The 19,982-nt window shown below is 50.8% G+C and carries 20 protein-coding genes, 1 tRNA gene and 1 pseudogene; 12 read left to right on the top strand and 10 right to left on the bottom strand.

What is annotated here, in order from left to right; all coding sequences use genetic code 11:
- Positions 1–35 precede the first annotated feature (35 nt).
- Positions 36–1,031: a glutathione S-transferase family protein gene (locus CLR69_RS13085; RefSeq protein WP_129712849.1), complete on the top strand. Its 996-nt coding sequence runs from the start codon at positions 36–38 to the stop codon at positions 1,029–1,031.
- Between the two features lie 79 nt (positions 1,032–1,110).
- On the opposite strand, the gene CLR69_RS13090 is transcribed toward CLR69_RS13085, so the two are convergent.
- Positions 1,111–2,007 (bottom strand): LysR family transcriptional regulator, encoded by an 897-nt coding sequence (locus tag CLR69_RS13090; protein ID WP_005971317.1) that lies wholly within the window; start codon positions 2,005–2,007, stop codon positions 1,111–1,113.
- A gap of 113 nt (positions 2,008–2,120) precedes the next feature.
- Between CLR69_RS13090 and CLR69_RS13095 the strand changes: the two genes are divergently transcribed.
- Both CLR69_RS13095 and zur read left to right on the top strand, forming a co-directional pair.
- Positions 2,121–2,819 (top strand): pirin family protein, encoded by a 699-nt coding sequence (locus CLR69_RS13095; protein ID WP_129702743.1) that lies wholly within the window; start codon positions 2,121–2,123, stop codon positions 2,817–2,819.
- A 106-nt stretch (positions 2,820–2,925) separates the two neighbouring features.
- Positions 2,926–3,435 (top strand): zinc uptake transcriptional repressor Zur, encoded by a 510-nt coding sequence (gene zur / locus CLR69_RS13100; protein ID WP_039303032.1) that lies wholly within the window; start codon positions 2,926–2,928, stop codon positions 3,433–3,435.
- 45 nt (positions 3,436–3,480) lie between these two features.
- Here zur and CLR69_RS13105 read toward each other — a convergent pair whose 3' ends face one another.
- The 3 genes from CLR69_RS13105 to CLR69_RS13115 form a co-directional block, all read right to left on the bottom strand.
- Positions 3,481–3,690: a CsbD family protein gene (locus CLR69_RS13105; RefSeq protein ID WP_010282913.1), complete on the bottom strand. Its 210-nt coding sequence runs from the start codon at positions 3,688–3,690 to the stop codon at positions 3,481–3,483.
- A 442-nt stretch (positions 3,691–4,132) separates the two neighbouring features.
- Complete coding sequence (gene lexA, locus CLR69_RS13110; RefSeq protein WP_129702742.1) at positions 4,133–4,741, bottom strand: transcriptional repressor LexA; 609 nt, start codon at positions 4,739–4,741, stop codon at positions 4,133–4,135.
- A gap of 110 nt (positions 4,742–4,851) precedes the next feature.
- Positions 4,852–5,217: a diacylglycerol kinase gene (locus CLR69_RS13115; RefSeq protein ID WP_129702741.1), complete on the bottom strand. Its 366-nt coding sequence runs from the start codon at positions 5,215–5,217 to the stop codon at positions 4,852–4,854.
- 323 nt (positions 5,218–5,540) lie between these two features.
- On the opposite strand from CLR69_RS13115, the gene plsB reads away from it, so the two are divergent.
- Positions 5,541–8,012, top strand: coding sequence for a glycerol-3-phosphate 1-O-acyltransferase PlsB (plsB, locus tag CLR69_RS13120; protein ID WP_129713389.1), 2,472 nt, complete (start codon positions 5,541–5,543; stop codon positions 8,010–8,012).
- A 138-nt stretch (positions 8,013–8,150) separates the two neighbouring features.
- On the opposite strand, the gene ubiA is transcribed toward plsB, so the two are convergent.
- The 5 genes from ubiA to CLR69_RS13145 all read right to left on the bottom strand — a co-directional run bounded on the left by ubiA (position 8,151) and on the right by CLR69_RS13145 (position 12,531).
- Positions 8,151–9,014 (bottom strand): 4-hydroxybenzoate octaprenyltransferase, encoded by an 864-nt coding sequence (ubiA, locus tag CLR69_RS13125; RefSeq protein ID WP_129713390.1) that lies wholly within the window; start codon positions 9,012–9,014, stop codon positions 8,151–8,153.
- Positions 9,015–9,026: 12 nt separating this feature from the next.
- The gene (ubiC, locus tag CLR69_RS13130; RefSeq protein ID WP_129702738.1) at positions 9,027–9,560 is read right to left on the bottom strand and encodes a chorismate lyase; all 534 of its coding nucleotides are present in this window, start codon (positions 9,558–9,560) and stop codon (positions 9,027–9,029) included.
- A 277-nt stretch (positions 9,561–9,837) separates the two neighbouring features.
- Positions 9,838–11,484 carry a chaperonin GroEL gene (gene groL, locus CLR69_RS13135; protein WP_107170159.1) on the bottom strand — a complete coding sequence of 549 codons (1,647 nt, stop codon included), beginning with the start codon at positions 11,482–11,484 and terminating at the stop codon, positions 9,838–9,840.
- A 45-nt stretch (positions 11,485–11,529) separates the two neighbouring features.
- On the bottom strand, positions 11,530–11,823 hold the full coding sequence (locus tag CLR69_RS13140) for a co-chaperone GroES (RefSeq protein ID WP_005971295.1): 294 nt from the start codon (positions 11,821–11,823) through the stop codon (positions 11,530–11,532).
- Between the two features lie 237 nt (positions 11,824–12,060).
- Positions 12,061–12,531, bottom strand: a complete 471-nt coding sequence (locus CLR69_RS13145) for an FxsA family protein (RefSeq protein WP_129713391.1) — start codon at positions 12,529–12,531, stop codon at positions 12,061–12,063.
- A 496-nt stretch (positions 12,532–13,027) separates the two neighbouring features.
- On the opposite strand from CLR69_RS13145, the gene aspA reads away from it, so the two are divergent.
- The 6 genes from aspA (at position 13,028) to CLR69_RS13175 (ending at position 18,904) form a co-directional block, all read left to right on the top strand.
- A complete protein-coding gene (gene aspA, locus CLR69_RS13150; RefSeq protein WP_129713392.1) occupies positions 13,028–14,467 on the top strand; it encodes an aspartate ammonia-lyase in 1,440 nt (479 codons plus the stop codon).
- A gap of 122 nt (positions 14,468–14,589) precedes the next feature.
- Positions 14,590–15,891 carry an anaerobic C4-dicarboxylate transporter gene (locus tag CLR69_RS13155; RefSeq protein ID WP_129713393.1) on the top strand — a complete coding sequence of 434 codons (1,302 nt, stop codon included), beginning with the start codon at positions 14,590–14,592 and terminating at the stop codon, positions 15,889–15,891.
- 151 nt (positions 15,892–16,042) lie between these two features.
- Entirely contained in the window at positions 16,043–16,375 is a 333-nt protein-coding gene (gene cutA, locus CLR69_RS13160; RefSeq protein ID WP_129713394.1) for a divalent cation tolerance protein CutA, read from the top strand.
- Positions 16,351–18,084, top strand: a complete 1,734-nt coding sequence (locus tag CLR69_RS13165; protein WP_129713395.1) for a protein-disulfide reductase DsbD — start codon at positions 16,351–16,353, stop codon at positions 18,082–18,084. The genes cutA and CLR69_RS13165 overlap by 25 nt, the downstream gene beginning before the upstream one ends.
- Before the next feature lie 42 nt (positions 18,085–18,126).
- Positions 18,127–18,702, top strand: a complete 576-nt coding sequence (locus tag CLR69_RS13170; RefSeq protein WP_129702732.1) for a transcriptional regulator — start codon at positions 18,127–18,129, stop codon at positions 18,700–18,702.
- A 126-nt stretch (positions 18,703–18,828) separates the two neighbouring features.
- A tRNA-Phe gene (locus tag CLR69_RS13175) sits at positions 18,829–18,904 on the top strand.
- An 83-nt stretch (positions 18,905–18,987) separates the two neighbouring features.
- Here CLR69_RS13175 and CLR69_RS13180 read toward each other — a convergent pair.
- Positions 18,988–19,230: pseudogene (locus CLR69_RS13180) on the bottom strand (helix-turn-helix domain-containing protein).
- Between the two features lie 104 nt (positions 19,231–19,334).
- Between CLR69_RS13180 and CLR69_RS13185 the strand changes: the two are divergent.
- Together CLR69_RS13185 and CLR69_RS13190 are read left to right on the top strand one after the other, a co-directional pair.
- Positions 19,335–19,589, top strand: a complete 255-nt coding sequence (locus tag CLR69_RS13185) for a helix-turn-helix domain-containing protein (RefSeq protein ID WP_129712394.1) — start codon at positions 19,335–19,337, stop codon at positions 19,587–19,589.
- A gap of 84 nt (positions 19,590–19,673) precedes the next feature.
- Entirely contained in the window at positions 19,674–19,922 is a 249-nt protein-coding gene (locus tag CLR69_RS13190) for a helix-turn-helix domain-containing protein (RefSeq protein ID WP_129712395.1), read from the top strand.
- Positions 19,923–19,982 lie beyond the last annotated feature (60 nt).

Below are 19,982 nucleotides of genomic sequence, written 5' to 3' on the forward strand. Positions count from 1 at the left end.
CGTCGTTTTATCATCATTCACTAACGGGAGGATTTATGGGACAACTGGTTGACGGCGTATGGCACGATACCTGGTATGAAACCAAATCTACCGGCGGTCACTTTAAGCGTTCGGAATCGGTATTCCGCAACTGGGTAACGCCCGATGGTTCACCTGGTCTCACCGGCAAAGGTGGCTTTCCTGCCCAGTCAGGCCGTTATCATCTCTATGTTTCTCTCGCCTGCCCTTGGGCACATCGCACGCTGTTAATGCGGCAGTTGAAAGGGTTAGAAGATCACATCGCAGTTTCCGTTGTTCATCCGCTCATGCTCGATCATGGCTGGACGTTCGGTACCGATTTTGAGGCCACAACAGGTGATTCACTCTATCAGCACGAATTCCTCTATCAACTCTATCTGCACGCCAAACCAGACTACAGCGGTCGAGTCACCGTGCCTGTCCTGTGGGACACCGAGCAACACACCATCGTCAGTAACGAATCCGCCGATATCATCCGCATGCTGAACAGCGCTTTTGATGGCGTAGGTGCAACCGCGGGAGATTACTACCCGCAGACACTACGAACTCAGATTGACGAATTGAATAGCTGGATTTACGACAAGGTCAACAACGGTGTTTATAAAGCCGGTTTTGCAACGACTCAGCCAGCCTATGATGAATCAGCTACGACCGTTTTCGCCGCGTTGTCCGATCTGGAAACCATACTGGCAAAGCAGCGCTACCTGACCGGAGAACGGTTAACCGAAGCCGACCTGCGGCTATGGACGACATTGATCCGTTTCGATCCGGTCTATCACACGCATTTTAAGTGCGATAAATATCGCCTGAGCGATTATCCAAATCTGTTCGGTTTTCTGCGTGATATTTATCAAATGCCTGGCATCGCCGATACCGTCAATATGGCGCATATTCGTCACCACTACTATCGTAGTCACGGTACGATAAATCCACACGGCGTGATTTCGCTAGGCCCAGAACAAGATCTGAACCAGCCTCACCACCGTGATAAGACGTTTATCGCTTTATACTAAGGGTTTGTCGATTGACACGTACAGTATGAAGTGCTGAGACAAGGTGTAGTTTCACTCCTTGTCTCAGAAAGTGCGGGATTTAGGGCTGGTTCAGCAGTTTTGGAATTTCACGCAGGAACCAGGACTTCGCCTCGCCCATACTGTCTCGCCGCCACGCCATAATAATCTGACTTTCCATCTGATGCTCTGGCCCAATGACCAGTAAACGCCCTTCCGCAATGTCTTGTGCCACCATCGGATAAGGCATAGTTGCAACACCTAATCCAGCCAGTAACGCACGCCGTTTATCATCCAGTGAACTCACTGTCAGGCGCTGCTGTTTATCCAACAGTTGCACGGTCAACACCGGGCGCTCACGCGCGGTGTCCGCCACCGCAATCCCACGATATTTCACACGAGTCGCATCCGACAGCGGCTCAGGCTCCTGATGAATAGGGTGCTCTGGGCTGGCGACATAAACGTTATTCATCGTGTACAGCTTGCGCGTATTCATTTCGGAAGACGCACGAAAATGCATGTCCGGCGCAATTACGATATCAGCGCGCCCTTGCTCAAGGCGCTCCCACGCCCCTGCCAGCACTTCCGTCAGGATCGATACCTGCGTATTCGCTTTGAGCGCCAGTTTATCGATTAATGGGAAAATCCGCTGAGTCGGGATCAGGGCTTCGGTCACAATAGTCAGATGCGTTTCCCAACCGCGTGCCAGTGCTTCCGCATCCGTGGTGAGCTTATCTGCAGCTTCCAGCAGGATACGTCCACGTTCCAGCAGCATTCGTCCAACATTCGTGAATTTAGTACGATGCCCAGAACGATCGAACAACACGACATCAAGCTCTTCTTCCAGTTTTTGCATGGTATAGCTCAGTGCCGAAGGCACTCTACCCAGCTCGTCTGCCGCGGCGGCAAAGCTGCCACGACGATCGATCGCATCCATCACCCTCAAGGCTTCCAGCGTCAGTGCTCGTTCTCTCGCCATCTTCGTACTCATTCAGGAATTTTGAATATACCCACCAGATTAACTAGCTAACAATCCAACGTCCACACAATTACTATCAGTTTAATAAATAATTCTCTGGGGGGATAAAGATTATGATCACACGAAGAGCAGCGGGGCAATGCGGCCAAGCCGACTATGGCTGGTTGCAGGCACGCTATACATTCTCTTTCGGTCACTATTTTGACCCACAGTTACTGGGCTACGCTTCTCTTCGCGTGCTCAATCAGGAAGTATTGGCGCCGGGAGCCTCATTCCAGCCTCGAACCTACCCACGCGTAGATATCCTGAACATTATTCTTCAGGGTGAAGCGGAATACCGCGACAGCAACGGCTGCCACATTCAGGCTAAAGCGGGAGATGTGCTGTTACTCGCCACGCAGCCGAACGTCAGCTATAGCGAACACAATACCAATGCCAGTAAATCACTGACTCGCCTGCAATTATGGTTGAATGCTTGCCAGACAAGAGAGAATAGCCCGTTACAGCGTATGGGGCTGGATTCATCAAATCATACTCTACTTGCCTCGCCAGAAGGTGAGCAGGATAGTCTGCAACTGCGCCAGCAGGTCTGGATCCATCATGTCGATCTCCAGTCGAATGAGCAGAGTACGATCGCACTACAAGGAAATCAGGCGTACCTCCAATTGATCCACGGTTCAATGGTGGTGAAAGGCAACCAGCACTGCGAAACATTGCACTGTGGTGACGGAGCCTTCATCAAGGAAGAAACGACGTTGACGCTACAGGCAGAATCACCGTTGCGGGCGTTGCTCATCGATCTGGTCGTATAGTTCTTCCGCTCGTTGTTTTCGCAGGAAAACGCCACTCACTCGGCGTTTTTACTCAGCCGTGGTAAGATATCCGTCTTGTTCCTCAATGCGTCAGGGTGATATGACAATGGATTCAACCAAACAGGACAAACTTCTTGCCCAGGCTGAACAGATTTGTCAGCAGCGCGCTGTGCGTCTCACTCCACAGCGGTTAGAGGTTTTACGCCTTATGGCACAGCAGTCCGGCGCTATCAGCGCTTATGACCTGCTGGACCTGCTGCGAGTTTCCGAGCCCCAGGCCAAACCACCGACCGTCTATCGCGCGCTGGATTTTCTGCTGGAACAAGGCTTCATTCACCGAGTCGAATCAAACAACAGCTACGTGCTGTGTCACCATATCGAAGACCACAGCCATACGTCTGCCCTTTTCATCTGCGATCGCTGTGGGCAGGTCACTGAGCGTCAAACCGAGGGTGTGGAAGAAACGCTACGCAGCCTGGCGCAGCAATCAGGTTTTACACTGCGTCACAGCGTTGTGGAAGCACACGGGTTATGCGGAGGCTGTCAGGAAGTCGCGACATGCAAGCAGCCGGATCATTGCGATCACGACCATACCGTTCCTATCAAAAAACGATAGCCCTGAGGGCTATCGTTCGTTTCCTGTGGAGAAGCATCACGTTTGCTACCAGTGATATTTGTGGTGCTCTTCCCAGTGTTTCACTTCTTTCTCTGCCGCTTCCTTTTCGTACCCGTAACGTTCTTGGATCCTACCGACCAGTTGGTCACGTTTACCTTCGATGACTGTCAGATCGTCATCCGTTAATTTACCCCATTGCTCTTTCGCTTTACCTTTAAACTGTTTCCAGTTACCGCTGGCTTGGTCTTTATTCATAAGAATCTCCATACCTTAGGTGCATTGCGCATAAAAAATCGTAACTACCGACTTATGCGTCAGTTTCAGATAAATAGTTTTATTCAGTAAGCAGCATCATAAATATGTGAGCCATCACAGTGTCCTTCGCCACTGTCTCCCTTGATTACTGGGCTGACCTAAATGTGATAGCTCATGATCAATCACTAAACGATCAATCAAGATAAAAACACTTACCTTGATAAAAATTATAGTCGAATATTTCACTTAAAATAAAAATACAAGTATCTGTAACTGGAATGGAGTAAAGATAGAAAAAATCACCGCAAGAAAGCAGTGAAAAAACAGGCGGTAATGCGGAGTAGTAGAGAACGCTCGTTAAATGTAACTAAATATATCTCTAGCAGATTAACACATAAAACATGATGCACTGATCCAGACAAGAGCAGTGCATCAGTAACGGTTAGCTCCAGTCGCTATTACGAATAACACCAACCGCTAAACCTTCTATCGAAAAACTCTGCTGACGCAGGTCGACAACGATGGGGGCAAACTCCTCATTTTCAGCGAGAAGATGCACAGTATTACCTTGTTTTTTCAGGCGTTTAACTGTCACTTCATCTTCAATACGCGCCACCACAATCTGCCCGTTGCGCACATCTTCTGTTTTATGTACGGCCAGCAAATCGCCATCCATAATGCCAATGTTTTTCATCGACATACCGCTGACACGTAGCAAAAAATCAGCGCTGGGTTTAAACATTGCAGGGTCAACCTGATAGCGGCATTCGATATGTTCCTGTGCTAGCAGGGGTTCACCTGCCGCCACGCGACCAACCAGAGGAATACCCGTTTCTTCTTCCATCAGCAGACGAATACCACGAGAAGCGCCCGATACAATTTCAATCACACCTTTGCGCGCCAGCGCTTTCAGATGTTCTTCAGCCGCATTCGGAGAGCGAAATCCCAGTTGTTGAGCAATTTCCGCGCGCGTTGGCGGCATCCCGGTTTGCGCAATATGATCGCGGATCAGGTCATAAACCTGCTGCTGCCTTGCTGTTAATACTTTCATTCCGCCCCCTGGTTGTTTATACAGTCTTGCTGTGAGTATATACAGGTAAGGCACAATTGGGAATCGGGATATAGGCAAAGTCCCTGACTTTTATTCATTTCTGCGTGCCGTCAGGCAAAATGCTGCCAGAGGATGCTGCCCCATACGACAGCGGCTAACAAGATGGCAACAAATACCGCTGCCGACCCGATATCTTTCGCCCGACCGGATAATTCATGATGCTCAAGGCCAATACGGTCGACTACTGCTTCAATAGCACTGTTGGCCAGTTCAAATAACATAATCAATACCACAGACCCGATCAGCAGCAGTTTTTCAACCAGCGTAACCGGCAGCAGACCAGCAATAATAACGCCGACAATCGTCAATATGGTTTCCTGACGAAACGCGGCCTCATGCTGCCATGCCTGCTTCAGCCCCTTAAAGGAATAACCGGTAGCCTTAATAATCCGGGTTATCCCCGTTGCTTTATTCATTTATCCTCCGTTATTTAGACTCTAAATAATTCGAGTTTCAGGCAGGCGGCAAGAGAGGGACAAATTCGTCGGGAACGAATTTGACCAGCCAACGGCTGGCCTCTGGTGAGAGACAGGCTGTCTCTCATTTCATCCCGATGAGCTTACTCAAGTAAGTGATTCGGGTGACTGAATGCTGCCAACGCACATGCAACTTGAAGTATGACGAGTATATGCAAAATAGTTCGCATTTTAACGCACCTACGTTGTCTCATCACCACAGATCTCCGGCGCAGTTTCTGGTATCCTTGCGGCGCATTGCTAACAAGAGGCTCCAAGTTGTTATGTCAGGTTGGCGTAAAATTTACTATAAACTATTGAATCTCCCGCTGAAACTGCTGGTTAAAAGCAAAGTTATTCCCGCAGATCCGGTGGTCGAGTTGGGGTTAGATCCCTCACGTCCTATACTTTATGTTCTGCCTTATAACTCTCAGGCGGACCTATTGACGCTACGTGCGAAATGCTTGGCATTGGGGTTACCCGATCCGTCGCAGTCGTTCGAATTCAATGGCGTTGAACTCCCTAGCCACGTCTTTATTAATGACGGGCCGCGCGTCTTCCGCTATTACGTTCCCAAACAGAAATCCGTCAAGCTATTCCACGACTATCTGGATCTGCATCGTGCCAATCCAGATTTAGACGTACAGATGGTGCCAGTTTCCGTGATGTTTGGGCGCTCTCCAGGTCGGGAAGGCCACACTCAGGCCACACCACACCTGCGATTGCTCAACGGCATTGAGAAATTCTTCGCCGTTCTGTGGTTAGGTCGTGATAGCTTTGTCCGCTTCTCCAGCCCCGTGTCGCTGCGCTATATGGCGACCGAGCATGGCACTGACAAAACCATAGCCCACAAACTGGCACGTGTCGCGCGTATGCACTTCTCCCGCCAGCGTTTGGCAGCAGTTGGCCCGCGGTTGCCGGTGCGTCAGGAGCTGTTTAACAAGCTGCTGGATTCCAAAGCGATCAAGAAAGCCGTAGACGATGAGGCGCGCAGTAAAAAGATTTCTCATGAGAAAGCACAGCAAAACGCCATTGCGCTCATGGAGGAAATCGCCGCCGACTTCTCCTACGAAGCCGTACGTCTGTCGGATCGCGTATTGAGCTGGACGTGGAACCGCCTTTATCAAGGGATTAACGTCCATAATGCCGAACGTGTTCGTCAGTTGGCGCAGGATGGACACGGCATTGTTTATGTGCCCTGCCACCGTAGCCATATGGATTACCTGTTGCTCTCCTATGTCTTGTACCACCAAGGCTTAGTACCACCGCATATCGCCGCAGGTATCAATCTGAATTTCTGGCCTGCGGGTCCTATCTTCCGCCGTCTTGGTGCGTTCTTTATTCGTCGTACCTTCAAAGGCAACAAGCTCTATTCCACGATTTTCCGTGAGTATCTGGGTGAGCTGTTTGCCCGTGGTTATTCGGTTGAATACTTCATGGAAGGCGGGCGCTCCCGCACGGGACGTCTTCTGGATCCCAAAACCGGTACGCTAGCCATGACCATTCAGGCCATGCTCAGAGGCGGCACGCGTCCTATCACCTTGGTGCCGATTTATGTCGGTTACGAGCATGTGATGGAAGTCGGCACCTATGCAAAAGAGTTGCGTGGTGCAGTGAAGGAAAAAGAAGGCTTTATGCAGATGGTGCGTGGTTTGCGCAAGCTGCGTAATCTGGGTCAAGGTTATGTTAACTTCGGTGAACCGCTCCCACTGACAACCTATCTGAATCAACATGTCCCTCAATGGCGTGACGCGATTGATCCAATTGAAGCACAGCGGCCAAGTTGGCTAACGCCGACGGTGCAGGATATCTCTATGGATATCATGGTGCGCATCAATAATTCCGCGGCAGCAAACGCGATGAACCTGTGCTCCACCGCACTGTTAGCATCGCGCCAGCGCTCACTGACTCGTGAGCAAATGCACGAACAGCTGGATTGCTACCTGCAACTGCTGCGTCAGGTTCCTTACCACAAAGATATTACCGCGCCTAAGAAGACAGCGGATGAGCTGTTGGAACACGCGCTGGGCATGAACAAGTTCGAAGTGGAGAAGGACAACATTGGCGACATCATCATTCTGCCGCGCGAGCAGGCGGTTCTGATGACGTATTACCGTAATAACATCCAGCATCTGTTGGTATTACCGTCGCTGATCGCCAGTATCGTCATCCACCACCGCCGGATTACGCTTGCTGAAGTCGTACGACAAATCACACTGATCTATCCGCTACTGCAAGCTGAGTTGTTCCTGCACTATTCCAAAGAACAATTGCCGGACGTGCTGGAAACGTTGGCTAATGAACTGACGCGACAAGAGTTACTGTGCAGCCGTGACGGTCAATTAGCTATTAATCCGCCACGTATACGTACGCTGCAACTGCTGTCGGCAGGCGTACGTGAAACACTGCAACGTTATGCGATTACGCTGTCGCTGCTCTGCGCGAATCCAGAAATCAATCGTGGGACGCTGGAGAAAGAGAGCCGGAACATGGCACAGCGTCTGTCCGTCCTCCACGGCATCAACGCACCGGAATTCTTTGATAAAGCCGTGTTCTCAACGCTGGTTGCCACCTTACGTACAGAAGGGTATATCACCGACAGTGCGGAAGCGGCGCAAGGCGATATCGTGGCAATCTATAACATCCTTGGGGATCTGATCACGCCAGAAGTTCGCTTGACTATTGAAAGCGCCAGCTCATCCACTGAAATGGAAGCAAGGAGTAGTCAAACAGTGGAAGAGACAACGCAGGAATAGCGCGAAAAAGTCACGGGAAGATGGCGGAGAAACACCGTCATCAAGCCGTGGATGAGTCTTGCATGATAGATGCACAGAACATTCCGCTATAAAAAAAGCAGCGATTCATCGCTGCTCTTTTGTATCTGGTAATTAGTCCTACAGACCAAACAACACGCCAATAAATATCGCCATACCCGCGTACTTATTATTGTGGAATGCCTTGAAACAGGCATCACGTTCGCGCCCGGCAGTCAGTATTTGCTGATAGATAAACATCCCAGCGGCCACCAACAGCGAAATAGTGTAGGGGATTCCCAGTCCGATGATGCTTCCCAAGGCCAACAGCAACGCCAGCATACTGAACTGCAATAATCCGATAATGATATTGTCAAAACGTCCAAACAGGATCGCTGTAGACTTCACACCGATCTTCAGATCATCATCACGATCGACCATCGCATATTGCGTATCGTAAGCCACCGTCCAGCAGATATACGCCAGAAACATCATCCAGCAGGTCGCTGGCAGGCTTTCACTCACCGCAGCATAGGCCATGGGGATCGACCAGCCAAATGCCGCCCCCAGCACAAACTGGGGCAGATGGCTGACGCGTTTCATGAACGGATAGATCCATGCCAGAGCAAGCCCTGCGACAGACAACAGGATCGTCATCTTATTCAGCGTCAGCACCAGGCCAAACGCCAGCAAGACCAGCACAACAAACAGAACTTTAGCAGATTGCTCGCTCACTTCACCGCTTGGCAATGGGCGAGAAGCCGTTCGTTTTACATGACCATCAAAATGTCGATCGGCATAATCATTAATGACACAGCCCGCCGCACGCATTAAGAAAACGCCAGCGACAAAAACAAAGAGCGTCCACGGTGCAGGTGCTCCCCCTCCTGCCAGCCACAGCGCCCATAGCGTTGGCCACAGCAGTAACAGAGAACCTATCGGTTTATCAATCCGCATCAAGCGACAATAAGCCAGCCATTTCCCTGCTGTAACACTTCTTTCCAAGGATTTATCTCCTCAAATTACCTGCCAACCTTCATCACCGGGTGTGTAATAAACCGGTGATTCTGGTAAGAAAAGCTCAGTCAACAGTAACGGATGGCCTGAAAGACACAAGCGGGAACGCCGCGCCCATAAGCCTTCGCAGCATCCAGTATGAATGTAGTCACGAGTCAGCGATTTTTGCTCAAACAGATAACGACCTAACGGCTGATTGCCTATTTTCGTCAAAGCCGCGCCGGAACCATCGAGCGTCTGTTGCGGGACAATCGTTCGACCGAAAAGCCAGGGACGATCGTCACCATACAGCACCACTTCACGCAGCCAATAACGCTCGTCAGGTGGTAACTGATCGCGCTCTTCATCCAGCATCTGTGGCGTAATGAACCCCTCACGGCAAAGCGTGACCCTCAGTTGGGCACAATATTTTTCAAGCCGCTGCGTCATGGAACTGGTTTCCATCAGCCAGTCACCAATGTGCTCAGGCAACATCGAAGGGGGTTCAGTAAACCAGGATATGGTGCGCAGAAGCGTTGACGCATCGTCAGACATTTCCCTACTCCGAACAGGGTTACTTTGCAAATGAAAGTATTCGTCAATAAAGCATTCGTAAATAAAGTAAGCGTCCCTATTGTAGCGCAGAATGCTCCCCTGATAACACGCTATAAACCAATTCATCCCCGATGTGGCAACATTTCAGCAATGCGGCGCATAAAAAAAGCACTACCCGGTACACAACCGGATAGTGCTCTTTAAAGGACAGAAAGACGAGCTTCTGTAACCTGACTCCCTGCCACCGGAAAACGGCTTCCGGCGACGAGGTGTCACATTACATCATGCCGCCCATACCACCCATACCGCCCATGCCGCCAGCAGCACCTAAGTCAGGTGCATCGCCTTTCGGCAGGTCGGTTACCATACATTCGGTGGTAATCATCAGACCCGCAACGGAAGCAGCGAATTGCAGCGCAGAACGAGTAACTTTGGTCGGATCCAGGATACCGAAGTCGATCATGTTGCCGTATTCTTCAGTTGCCGCGTTGTAACCGTAGTTACCTTCGCCCGCTTTAACACTGTTCGCAACTACAGACGGCTCTTCACCGGCGTTGGAAACGATCTGACGCAGTGGAGCTTCCATCGCGCGCAGCGCAACTTTGATACCCACGTTCTGATCTTCGTTCTGAGCAGTCAGAGAAGCCAGTTTGGCCGCAACGCGAACCAGCGCCACACCACCACCAGCAACCACGCCTTCTTCTACTGCGGCGCGAGTCGCAGCCAGAGCATCTTCAACGCGTGCTTTCTTCTCTTTCATTTCAACTTCAGTTGCTGCGCCAACTTTGATAACGGCTACGCCGCCAGCCAGTTTAGCCACACGCTCTTGCAGTTTTTCTTTATCGTAATCTGAGGTTGCTTCTTCAACCTGCTGACGGATCTGAGCAACACGGCCCTGGATCGCAGCTTCTTCACCCGTACCATCGATGATGGTGGTGGTGTCTTTGTTGATAACAACGCGTTTTGCCTGGCCAAGATCTTCCAGCGTCGCTTTTTCCAGCTCCAGACCGATCTCTTCAGAGATAACGGTACCGCCAGTCAGCGTGGCGATGTCTTGCAGCATCGCTTTACGACGGTCACCGAAGCCCGGTGCTTTCACCGCAGCAACTTTCACGATGCCACGCATGGTGTTAACCACCAGCGTTGCCAGTGCTTCGCCTTCAACGTCTTCAGCAACGATAACCAGCGGTTTACCCGCTTTCGCTACCGCTTCCAGTACTGGCAGCATTTCGCGGATGTTGGAGATCTTTTTGTCAGCCAGCAGGATGAACGGGCTTTCCAGCTCTACTGCACCGGTTTCTGGCTTGTTGATGAAGTACGGAGACAGGTAGCCACGGTCAAACTGCATACCTTCAACCACGTCCAGCTCATCTTGCAGACCAGTACCTTCTTCAACGGTGATAACACCTTCTTTACCGACTTTATCCATAGCTTCAGCAATCATTTTGCCTACGGTTTCGTCGGAGTTAGCAGAGATGGTACCAACCTGAGCAATAGCTTTAGAGTCAGAGCACGGTACAGACAGTGCTTTCAGCTCTTCAACAGCAGCGATAACGGCTTTATCGATACCGCGCTTCAGATCCATCGGGTTCATGCCCGCTGCAACAGCTTTCAGGCCTTCAGTGATGATTGCCTGCGCCAATACGGTTGCGGTCGTGGTGCCGTCGCCTGCTGCGTCATTCGCTTTAGAGGCAACTTCTTTCACCATCTGTGCGCCCATGTTCTCGAACTTGTCTTCCAGTTCGATTTCACGCGCAACAGATACGCCGTCTTTAGTAATGGTCGGTGCACCGAAGGATTTATCCAAAACCACGTTACGGCCTTTCGGGCCCAGGGTAACCTTCACTGCATCAGCCAGTACATTCACGCCGCGCAGCATTTTTACGCGAGCGTCATTACCGAATTTTACGTCTTTAGCTGCCATGGTGTATTTCCCTTAAATTCGTTCAGTTCAGATGATTACGCGCAATTACGCTTCAACAATTGCCAGAATGTCGCTTTCAGACATGATCAACACTTCTTCGTTATCGATCTTCTCTGCTTTCACGCCATAGCCATCATTGAAAATAACGATGTCGCCCACTTTCACATCCAGCGGCTTCACTTCGCCATTTTCCAGGATACGTCCGTGACCTACGGCCAGAACTTCACCACGGGTAGATTTACCAGCAGCGGAACCAGTCAGTACGATACCGCCAGCAGATTTTGACTCGACTTCTTTGCGCTTGACGATCACGCGGTCATGCAATGGGCGAATATTCATTGATAGCTCTCCTTTGAGAAAGTCCATATCGGTTTAGGATAAACGCCGACTATGTGTTCATAACGACTATGCTTTTCATAATCGGCCTTGTGGTGTTCTAAGTGGGGGCGTTTCGCTGCCCTTCAAGGGAGAAAATTCATTTTTTTTGCGTTAGGCGGCTAAGTGTTACCAACTGCGGATAAAAAATAAGGATTATCAATATGATAATCCTTAGCTGCTTTTCAGACTGTCGCGACGTTAACGGTCGTCCCGGTCGTCTCGATGTTCAATATTTCCGTGCCCGCCATCCTTCCGCTGGTATTCACCTTCAAAAGTATTCCCGCCGGAAGACGGTGTACTGGAACCGGAACGCCAGATGTGCAAATGAGGCATCAGCTTTAACGTCAGGCTTTTCTGTACAGGCGGCAGCAACAGCAACAGCCCCAGAAAGTCAGTCAGGAAGCCCGGAATCAGGAGCAGGAAGCCAGCCAGCACCAGCGAAACGCTTTTTACCATTTCGGCCGCAGGGCTTTCACCTGCTGCCATTTTCTGCTGCATCTGCACCAGCGTTTTCATCCCCTGATTTCGCACCAGCGAGACGCCCACGCAGGACGTGAAGACCACCAGCAGCAGCGTCATAGCGACACCCAGCACTTCAGCCACTTGAATAAACAGCGATATCTCGATGTAAGCTAAAAGAAAAATAAGTAATAACGGTAACCAGCGCACCCGGTTCTCCTGTGTTTTTTTACGCGTACTGTCGTTAATAAGAACGTGTGTTAATGAAAACGTGTTAAGCCATCGCGATTGAAAATCCAGATACACGATACTCCCAATGAATTAGGTAAAGTACCTGCGTTGCTCTGCGATCCGCTACATCATGATTTAGTGAAATGGGTGTGCCTTTGCCCATTTTCAAGCCGCCACCCCACGATTATTGTTCTAAAATAGTGACTCGTGACTACAATCACAGTTCATTTACCGTAACGGCAGAGAACGCCAGTATAGTGATCTAAACACCTGTTTTTCACTGCCGTAACGACATATCCTCACGGCAATGGATATATGGTTGGTCAAACATCCCAATACTATTGCCGAGAGAAGACGGTTTATCCGTAGTCGCACTATGTTCCCAAATAAGGCGTTTTCCGAAGTAAGGCCATCCGAAAAACCAGCCCACAACGTCTAGTCACATCACTAGTCGTACAACAGGATAGGAATTTTCATGTCAGAAAACATCCGTATTGAAGAAGACCTGTTAGGCACCCGAGAAGTTCCCGCAGACGCGTATTATGGCGTTCATACGCTGCGCGCCATCGAAAACTTCTATATCAGTAACAATAAAATCAGTGACATTCCCGAGTTCGTACGCGGCATGGTCATGGTGAAGAAAGCCGCAGCGATGGCGAACAAAGAGCTGCAAACCATCCCGAAAAAAATTGCCGACGTTATCATTCGCGCCTGCGACGAAGTGCTGAATAACGGTAAATGCATGGACCAGTTCCCGGTAGATGTCTATCAGGGAGGCGCAGGCACGTCGGTCAACATGAATACCAACGAAGTATTAGCCAATATTGGTCTGGAACTGATGGGCCACCAGAAAGGCGAATACCAGTATCTGAACCCCAACGACCACCTGAATAAATGCCAGTCCACTAATGATGCCTACCCTACCGGATTTCGTATTGCGGTCTACGCGGCCATACTGAAACTGACGGATGCAATAGCGAAGTTGAGCGATGGCTTCGAGCGTAAAGCCAAAGAATTTGAAGACGTGCTGAAAATGGGGCGTACCCAGTTGCAGGACGCCGTGCCGATGACGCTCGGTCAGGAATTTCATGCATTTAACGTGCTGTTGCAGGAGGAAATCAAAAACCTGCTGCGTACGTCAGAACTGCTGCTTGAAGTCAATCTGGGTGCCACCGCGATCGGTACGCGTCTGAACACGCCAGACGGCTACCAACAACTGGCAGTGCAACGCCTCGCGGAAGTCAGCGGTCTGCCGTGCGTACCAGCAGAAGACTTGATCGAAGCCACATCAGACTGTGGTGCTTATGTCATGGTCCACAGTTCGCTAAAGCGTCTGGCAGTGAAGCTATCGAAGATTTGTAATGACCTGCGTCTGCTCTCTTCAGGCCCTCGCGCTGGCCTTAATGAAATCAACCTGCCGGAGTTGCAGGCGGGTTCCTCAATCATGCCCGCCAAGGTGAATCCCGTGGTGCCGGAAGTCGTCAATCAGGTGTGCTTCAAAGTCATCGGTAACGACACCTGCGTCACCATGGCGTCGGAAGCCGGACAATTACAGTTAAACGTGATGGAGCCGGTTATCGGTCAGGCGATGTTTGAATCGACCCACGTTCTGACCAACGCCTGCTACAACCTGCTGGAGAAATGCGTCAATGGCATCACCGCTAATAAGAGCGTCTGCGAAGCCTATGTTTTCAACTCCATCGGAATTGTAACGTACCTGAATCCGTTCATCGGTCACCACAATGGCGATATCGTCGGTAGAATCTGTGCGGAAACAGGAAAGAGCGTGCGTGAAGTCATACTGGAGCGCGGCCTGCTGACAGAAGCTGAGCTAGATGACATTTTCTCCATCCAGAACCTGATGCATCCGGCTTACAAAGCCAAACGCTATACCGATGAAAACGAGCTTCCTTAACACCAACATTTAATTCTTTTCAGGCACGTCCGTTCACGGAGAACGGCGTGCCTTTATTTTTTGCTGCATTCAGCCATAAGAATAAGTTATGCAATTTTTATTATTAATTAAGGAGCATAGTCATGCTTGGTCTTGAGTTACTTATTGTTCTGCTCGCCATCTATTTGGGGGCACGACTAGGAGGCATCGGCATTGGTTTCGCCGGTGGTCTAGGGGTGCTTGTACTTACGCTAGGGTTTCAGATAAAGCCCGGCGTAATCCCTTTTGATGTTATTGAAATTATCATGGCCGTTATCGCCGCCATCGCCGCAATGCAGGTGGCGGGCGGAATGGATTATCTGGTCAGTCTGGCGGAGAAACTGCTGCGTAAACACCCGAAATACGTCACCTTTCTCGCGCCGCTGGTCACCTACTTCATGACGATTCTGGCCGGAACCGGACACACCGCGTTTTCCACCCTGCCGGTTATCGCCGAAGTCGCCAAAGAGCAGGGCATTCGCCCTTCTCGTCCGCTTTCGATTGCCGTCGTTGCCTCGCAAATCGCCATTACTGCCTCACCGATCTCGGCAGCGGTGGTGTTTGTCGCCGGTATTCTTGAACCGCATGGCGTTAGCTACCTGCTGCTGTTAGGGATCTGTATTCCCACCACGTTGGCAGCGATCATGTTGACGGCGATCGTGACTAACTTCTTGGGTAAAGAGCTGAAAGACGATCCGATTTATCAGGAACGTCTTAAGAAAGGGGAAACCACGCTGCGTGGTAATAGCCAGCATGAGATCAAACCCGGTGCCAAACTGTCCGTGACACTGTTTCTGATTGGTATCGTTGCTGTCGTTCTGTATGCCACCGCAATCAGCAGCACCGTCGGGCTGATCCAGAACCCGGTCCTGCCACGTAACGAAGCGATTGTGGTTTTCATGCTGACTATCGCTACGCTGATTTGCATCACCTGCAAAATAGACACCGCTCGCATCCTCTCCGCCAGCACGTTTAAGTCAGGCATGAGCGCCTGTATTTGCGTGATGGGCGTAGCCTGGCTGGGTGATACCTTTGTTAAAGCGCATATTTCCGATATTCAGGATACCGCTGGCGCACTGCTGCAAAGCTACCCGTGGATGCTTGCCGTGGTGTTGTTCTTTGCGGCCACGCTGCTTTACTCTCAGGCAGCAACGGCGAAAGCGCTAATGCCTGCCGCATTACTGCTGGGCGTCTCTCCGGTCACGGCCGTCGCTTCTTTTGCCGCGGTTTCCGCCCTGTTTGTTCTGCCGACCTACCCCACTCTGCTGGCAGCGGTGGAGATGGACGACACGGGCTCAACGCGCATCGGCAAGTTTGTGTTTAACCACTCCTTCCTGATTCCCGGCGTGATCGCCATTACGCTATCGGTGATATTTGGCTTTATCCTCGGCAGCATACTGATCTAAAGATTGCTCTTCGAGCAGTACCTCGCGGATTGGCCTGACAGGTCAATCCGCATCATTTCCCTTCGAGCGGTTCATTCCCTTCAAACAATAAAGCAAGGTATAGTGTGGCTCTGGTTAGCTGGGATTTTGTTCATCTGACACGGAGGATATGATGTCTGACAGTCCGCTTTGCGATGCCGTCGTCATATTATGTACCGCACCTGACGATGCCTGTGCGCAGCAGCTTGCCAATTCGCTGCTGGAAATGCGGCTTGCTGCCTGCGTCACCCTGCTGCCCGGCGCGCATTCGCTCTACTATTGGGAAGGCAAGCTCGAACAGCAATCAGAAGTACAAATGCTGATAAAAAGCGATACCTCACATCAGCAAACTCTGCTGACTCATCTGAAACAACAACACCCTTATGATACGCCGGAGCTGCTCGTCCTGCCGGTATCTGGGGGCGATAGCGATTATCTAACATGGCTCAACGCATCTTTACGCTGATTTTCCTGTTATGGACGGCTGTCGGCACACCCAATGTGGCCGCTTCTTCTTTTGGTCAGAAACTGTTTGGCAACAGCACGACGTCACGGTTTCTTCCGGTCGATAACGCATTCGCCTTTGAGTTTCAGCAGCAGGGGAACCAGCTCAATCTGCGTTGGGACATCCATCCCGATTACTACCTGTACCGCGCTCAAATCAAGATCGAAGGAAACGGCGCTACGCTTGGCAAGGTGGAATTGCCACAGGGTGAAAGCCATAACGACGAGTTCTTCGGCCAGGTCTTTATCCTGCGGGATCGGCTGGCGCTCACCGTTCCCATTGAACAGGCCGAGAACAGTGCGACCATCAAAGTGACCTATCAAGGCTGCGCCGATGCGGGTTTCTGCTATCCGCCAGAAACGCGAACCGTTCCCCTCAGCCAGGTGCTTGCTAACGTAGGTATGGATGTACCACTCAATACCACATCGAGCCAGATCGTACCGCCGCAGACCACGCCGATGCCGTTCTCGCCGTGGTGGGCGTTGCTGATTGGTATCGGCGTCGCTTTTACCCCTTGCGTACTGCCGATGTATCCGCTAATTGCCAGCCTGGTACTAGGCAGAAAAGAGCAGCTGACGCCGCGCCGCACGCTGCTGCTGTCGATGACTTATGTTCAGGGTATGGCGCTGACCTACACGCTGCTCGGGCTGGTTGTCGCCGCTGCGGGATTACGCTTTCAGGCGGCGCTTCAGCATCCGTACATTCTGATCGGCCTGTCGGTGATGTTTATCGCACTGGCGCTGTCGATGTTTGGCCTGTATACGCTCCAACTCCCATCATCGGTGCAAACCCGGCTGACAGAGTGGAGCAACCGCCAGCAGGGCGGTTCCGTCACCGGCGTATTCTGCATGGGTGCGCTAGCAGGGTTGATTTGCTCTCCCTGCACCACCGCCCCGCTCAGCGCCATCCTGCTTTACATCGCTCAGAGCGGCAACATGCTGGCAGGCGGTGGCACGCTTTATCTCTACGCGCTAGGCATGGGCTTACCGCTGATTCTGGTCACGCTATTCGGTAACAAACTGCTGCCGCGCAGCGGCCCGTGGATGCAGTACGTTAAGGAGGCCTTTGGCTTCATCATTCTGGCGCTACCTGTCTTCCTGTTGGAACGTATTCTTGGCGAAGTCTGGGGAATGAGGCTGTGGAGCGCGCTGGGTATCGCCTTCTTCGGCTGGGCGCTTATGCTGACGCTGCGCAACGGCAAAGGCTGGATGCGTGGCGTACAGTTACTGCTGCTGGCAGGCGTGGTGATCAGCGCCAAACCGCTGCAAGACTGGGTATTCCCCCCAACTGGCGTTGCGCAAACCCACACCTCGGCACTGAACTTCGCTCCTGTCGCTAATATTGCCGATCTCAACAGCGCGCTGGCAAAGAGCTCTCAGCCTGTTATGCTCGATCTTTACGCTGACTGGTGCGTGGCCTGCAAAGAGTTTGAGAAATACACGTTCAGCGACCCGGCGGTGCAAAACCATTTGTCGCGCATCACGCTGCTACAGGCGGATGTTACCGCGAACCGCGAAGAACAGAACGCGCTGCTGAAAAAGCTACAGGTTTTAGGGTTGCCGACCATCGTATTTTTTGACGCTCAGGGGAAAGAGATCCCCGGCTCACGCATCACCGGTTTTATGAATGCTGAACAATTTCAGGCACATTTACAGAAGTTCAGCCCATAAACGACACTTTCTATTCGATTTTGTGCTTCTGGAGGAGACCTAATGCAACGGGAAGATGTTCTTGAACATGCGCTTACTCTGCTGGAGCAGCACGGATTTGCCATGACGACGCTGGATATGCTGGCGGAGAAACTGGGTGTTCCTGTCGAGGAACTAACACCATTTTGGCCGGATCGGGAGGCGCTACTGTACGACGGCCTGCGTCACCACAGCCAACAGGTCGATACCTGGCGGCGTCAGTTGCTATTGGACGATGAGAAGAGTATTGAGCAAAAGCTGCTGGCACGCTATCAGGTGTTGCATGAATCGGTGAACAAACAGCGATATCCGGGTTGCTTGTTTATCGCAGCGTGCAGCTTCTTCCCTGATATCAATCACCCTATCCACCAGATTGCGGAACAACAGAAGCTGGCTTCCTACAGCTACACTCGCGATTTGCTGGAAGAGCTGGAAACGGACGATCCCGAGATGGTCGCACAGCAGATGGAATTGATTCTGGAAGGCTGCCTGAGTAACCTGCTGGTCAAACATCAGGCCGCCAGCATTGCCACCGCACAACGCCTAGCAGAGGATGTATTACGCTTCGCGCTGTGCCGAAAAAACGGCGCACTCACCTGATTTCAGGCATCAAACGCGAGAAGCCCCACACATTGACTGAAAAGTCGGCAGTCAGTAGGGTTTTCCGTGCTTTCGTTGATAAACCCGTTGACGCCACGCGGCCAATACGGTTTAATGCGCCCCGTTGCCCGGATAGCTCAGTCGGTAGAGCAGAGGATTGAAAATCCTCGTGTCCTTGGTTCGATTCCGAGTCCGGGCACCACTTATTTAAAGAAACCAGCCTAACGGCTGGTTTTTTGCTTTTGGGGATTGGATTCTGAACTGATTCGATTCTCTGAGAGAGTGCTATCCCGCCTCCCCTTCCCCATGATTCGGGGTCATACCCTGATAGCGCGACGGCCAGATCTCTTCCGGCTGCTTTCCCAATGCACAGGCGCTTAACCCCTCACCTTTCAGCCACTATCTTGTCAACGCATTGGCAAGTGTTGAAGACGCTAGCCCAGATGCCCTTGAAACCGCCGCCAGCGTTGTGCCCTTCTTCCTCAAGCCAGCAATAATGTCTGCCGGATGCCAATCGTGCTTATCCATTTCTCTAATCTCTCCCTATGATAAATCGGCTCAATTATCCCATTTTGGGATAAAAAAGAAAATGATTGATATTCGATTTTGGGATATCTATCAAGGTCACCAAAATGGCATCTATTTATTCAAATGAATATCAATCAGTTATAAAAATACTGCGAGAGGCCAGAATCAAAAAAGGCATGACCCAAGAAAATTTGGCGAACGTTTTAGGTCGGCCTCAGTCCTTTGTAGCCAAAATCGAGAATGGGGAACGTAGGCTGGATGTTGTTGAATTTGTCCATATCGCTCGACTGCTATCTGTAGACGCTTCCACTGTTTTAGAAAAAATAGCACATAAAATACAAACAGATAACATTAAGTAATCAATACAAACCCTTACTTATCCCGTTTTGGGATAAAGCAACGAGCGACTGATATTTGATCCCAAATTTTATGGGGTTGAATCGATGGCTTCTGTTTACTCTGATGAATATCAAACCGTTATCAAGGCACTACGTGAAGCACGCATTGCCAAAAGGATCACGCAGGGAAACCTGGCGTTAGCGCTAGATCGTCCTCAATCGTTTATCGCCAAGGTTGAGAACGGGGAAAGAAGGTTAGACATCGTAGAATTTACCCATATCGCCCGTTTACTCTCGCTAGACCCCGCTAGTATTATTGCTAAAATCCCTTCTAAACATAAAACGCTTGGCTAATGATTTAAATTTTTGGTGATAATAAGAAATTATTTAACTCTTACAAAAAGACTGCTTAAA

Origin of the sequence: Pectobacterium zantedeschiae (genome assembly GCF_004137795.1) — a bacterium.
GTDB classification, from domain to species: domain Bacteria; phylum Pseudomonadota; class Gammaproteobacteria; order Enterobacterales; family Enterobacteriaceae; genus Pectobacterium; species Pectobacterium zantedeschiae.

What these genes read in the sequence shown, in the direction of transcription:
- aspA (WP_129713392.1), top strand. Translation starts at nt 13,028, where the DNA reads ATGTCAGAAAACATCCGTATTGAAGAAGACCTGTTAGGCACCCGAGAA.
- CLR69_RS13155 (WP_129713393.1), top strand. Translation starts at nt 14,590, where the DNA reads ATGCTTGGTCTTGAGTTACTTATTGTTCTGCTCGCCATCTATTTGGGG.
- CLR69_RS13095 (WP_129702743.1), top strand. Translation starts at nt 2,121, where the DNA reads ATGATCACACGAAGAGCAGCGGGGCAATGCGGCCAAGCCGACTATGGC.
- ubiC (WP_129702738.1), bottom strand. Translation starts at nt 9,560, where the DNA reads ATGTCTGACGATGCGTCAACGCTTCTGCGCACCATATCCTGGTTTACT.
- CLR69_RS13190 (WP_129712395.1), top strand. Translation starts at nt 19,674, where the DNA reads ATGGCTTCTGTTTACTCTGATGAATATCAAACCGTTATCAAGGCACTA.
- lexA (WP_129702742.1), bottom strand. Translation starts at nt 4,741, where the DNA reads ATGAAAGTATTAACAGCAAGGCAGCAGCAGGTTTATGACCTGATCCGC.
- CLR69_RS13185 (WP_129712394.1), top strand. Translation starts at nt 19,335, where the DNA reads ATGGCATCTATTTATTCAAATGAATATCAATCAGTTATAAAAATACTG.
- cutA (WP_129713394.1), top strand. Translation starts at nt 16,043, where the DNA reads ATGTCTGACAGTCCGCTTTGCGATGCCGTCGTCATATTATGTACCGCA.
- plsB (WP_129713389.1), top strand. Translation starts at nt 5,541, where the DNA reads ATGTCAGGTTGGCGTAAAATTTACTATAAACTATTGAATCTCCCGCTG.
- groL (WP_107170159.1), bottom strand. Translation starts at nt 11,484, where the DNA reads ATGGCAGCTAAAGACGTAAAATTCGGTAATGACGCTCGCGTAAAAATG.
- CLR69_RS13085 (WP_129712849.1), top strand. Translation starts at nt 36, where the DNA reads ATGGGACAACTGGTTGACGGCGTATGGCACGATACCTGGTATGAAACC.
- CLR69_RS13115 (WP_129702741.1), bottom strand. Translation starts at nt 5,217, where the DNA reads ATGAATAAAGCAACGGGGATAACCCGGATTATTAAGGCTACCGGTTAT.
- CLR69_RS13170 (WP_129702732.1), top strand. Translation starts at nt 18,127, where the DNA reads ATGCAACGGGAAGATGTTCTTGAACATGCGCTTACTCTGCTGGAGCAG.
- CLR69_RS13165 (WP_129713395.1), top strand. Translation starts at nt 16,351, where the DNA reads ATGGCTCAACGCATCTTTACGCTGATTTTCCTGTTATGGACGGCTGTC.
- CLR69_RS13140 (WP_005971295.1), bottom strand. Translation starts at nt 11,823, where the DNA reads ATGAATATTCGCCCATTGCATGACCGCGTGATCGTCAAGCGCAAAGAA.
- CLR69_RS13105 (WP_010282913.1), bottom strand. Translation starts at nt 3,690, where the DNA reads ATGAATAAAGACCAAGCCAGCGGTAACTGGAAACAGTTTAAAGGTAAA.
- zur (WP_039303032.1), top strand. Translation starts at nt 2,926, where the DNA reads ATGGATTCAACCAAACAGGACAAACTTCTTGCCCAGGCTGAACAGATT.
- CLR69_RS13090 (WP_005971317.1), bottom strand. Translation starts at nt 2,007, where the DNA reads ATGGCGAGAGAACGAGCACTGACGCTGGAAGCCTTGAGGGTGATGGAT.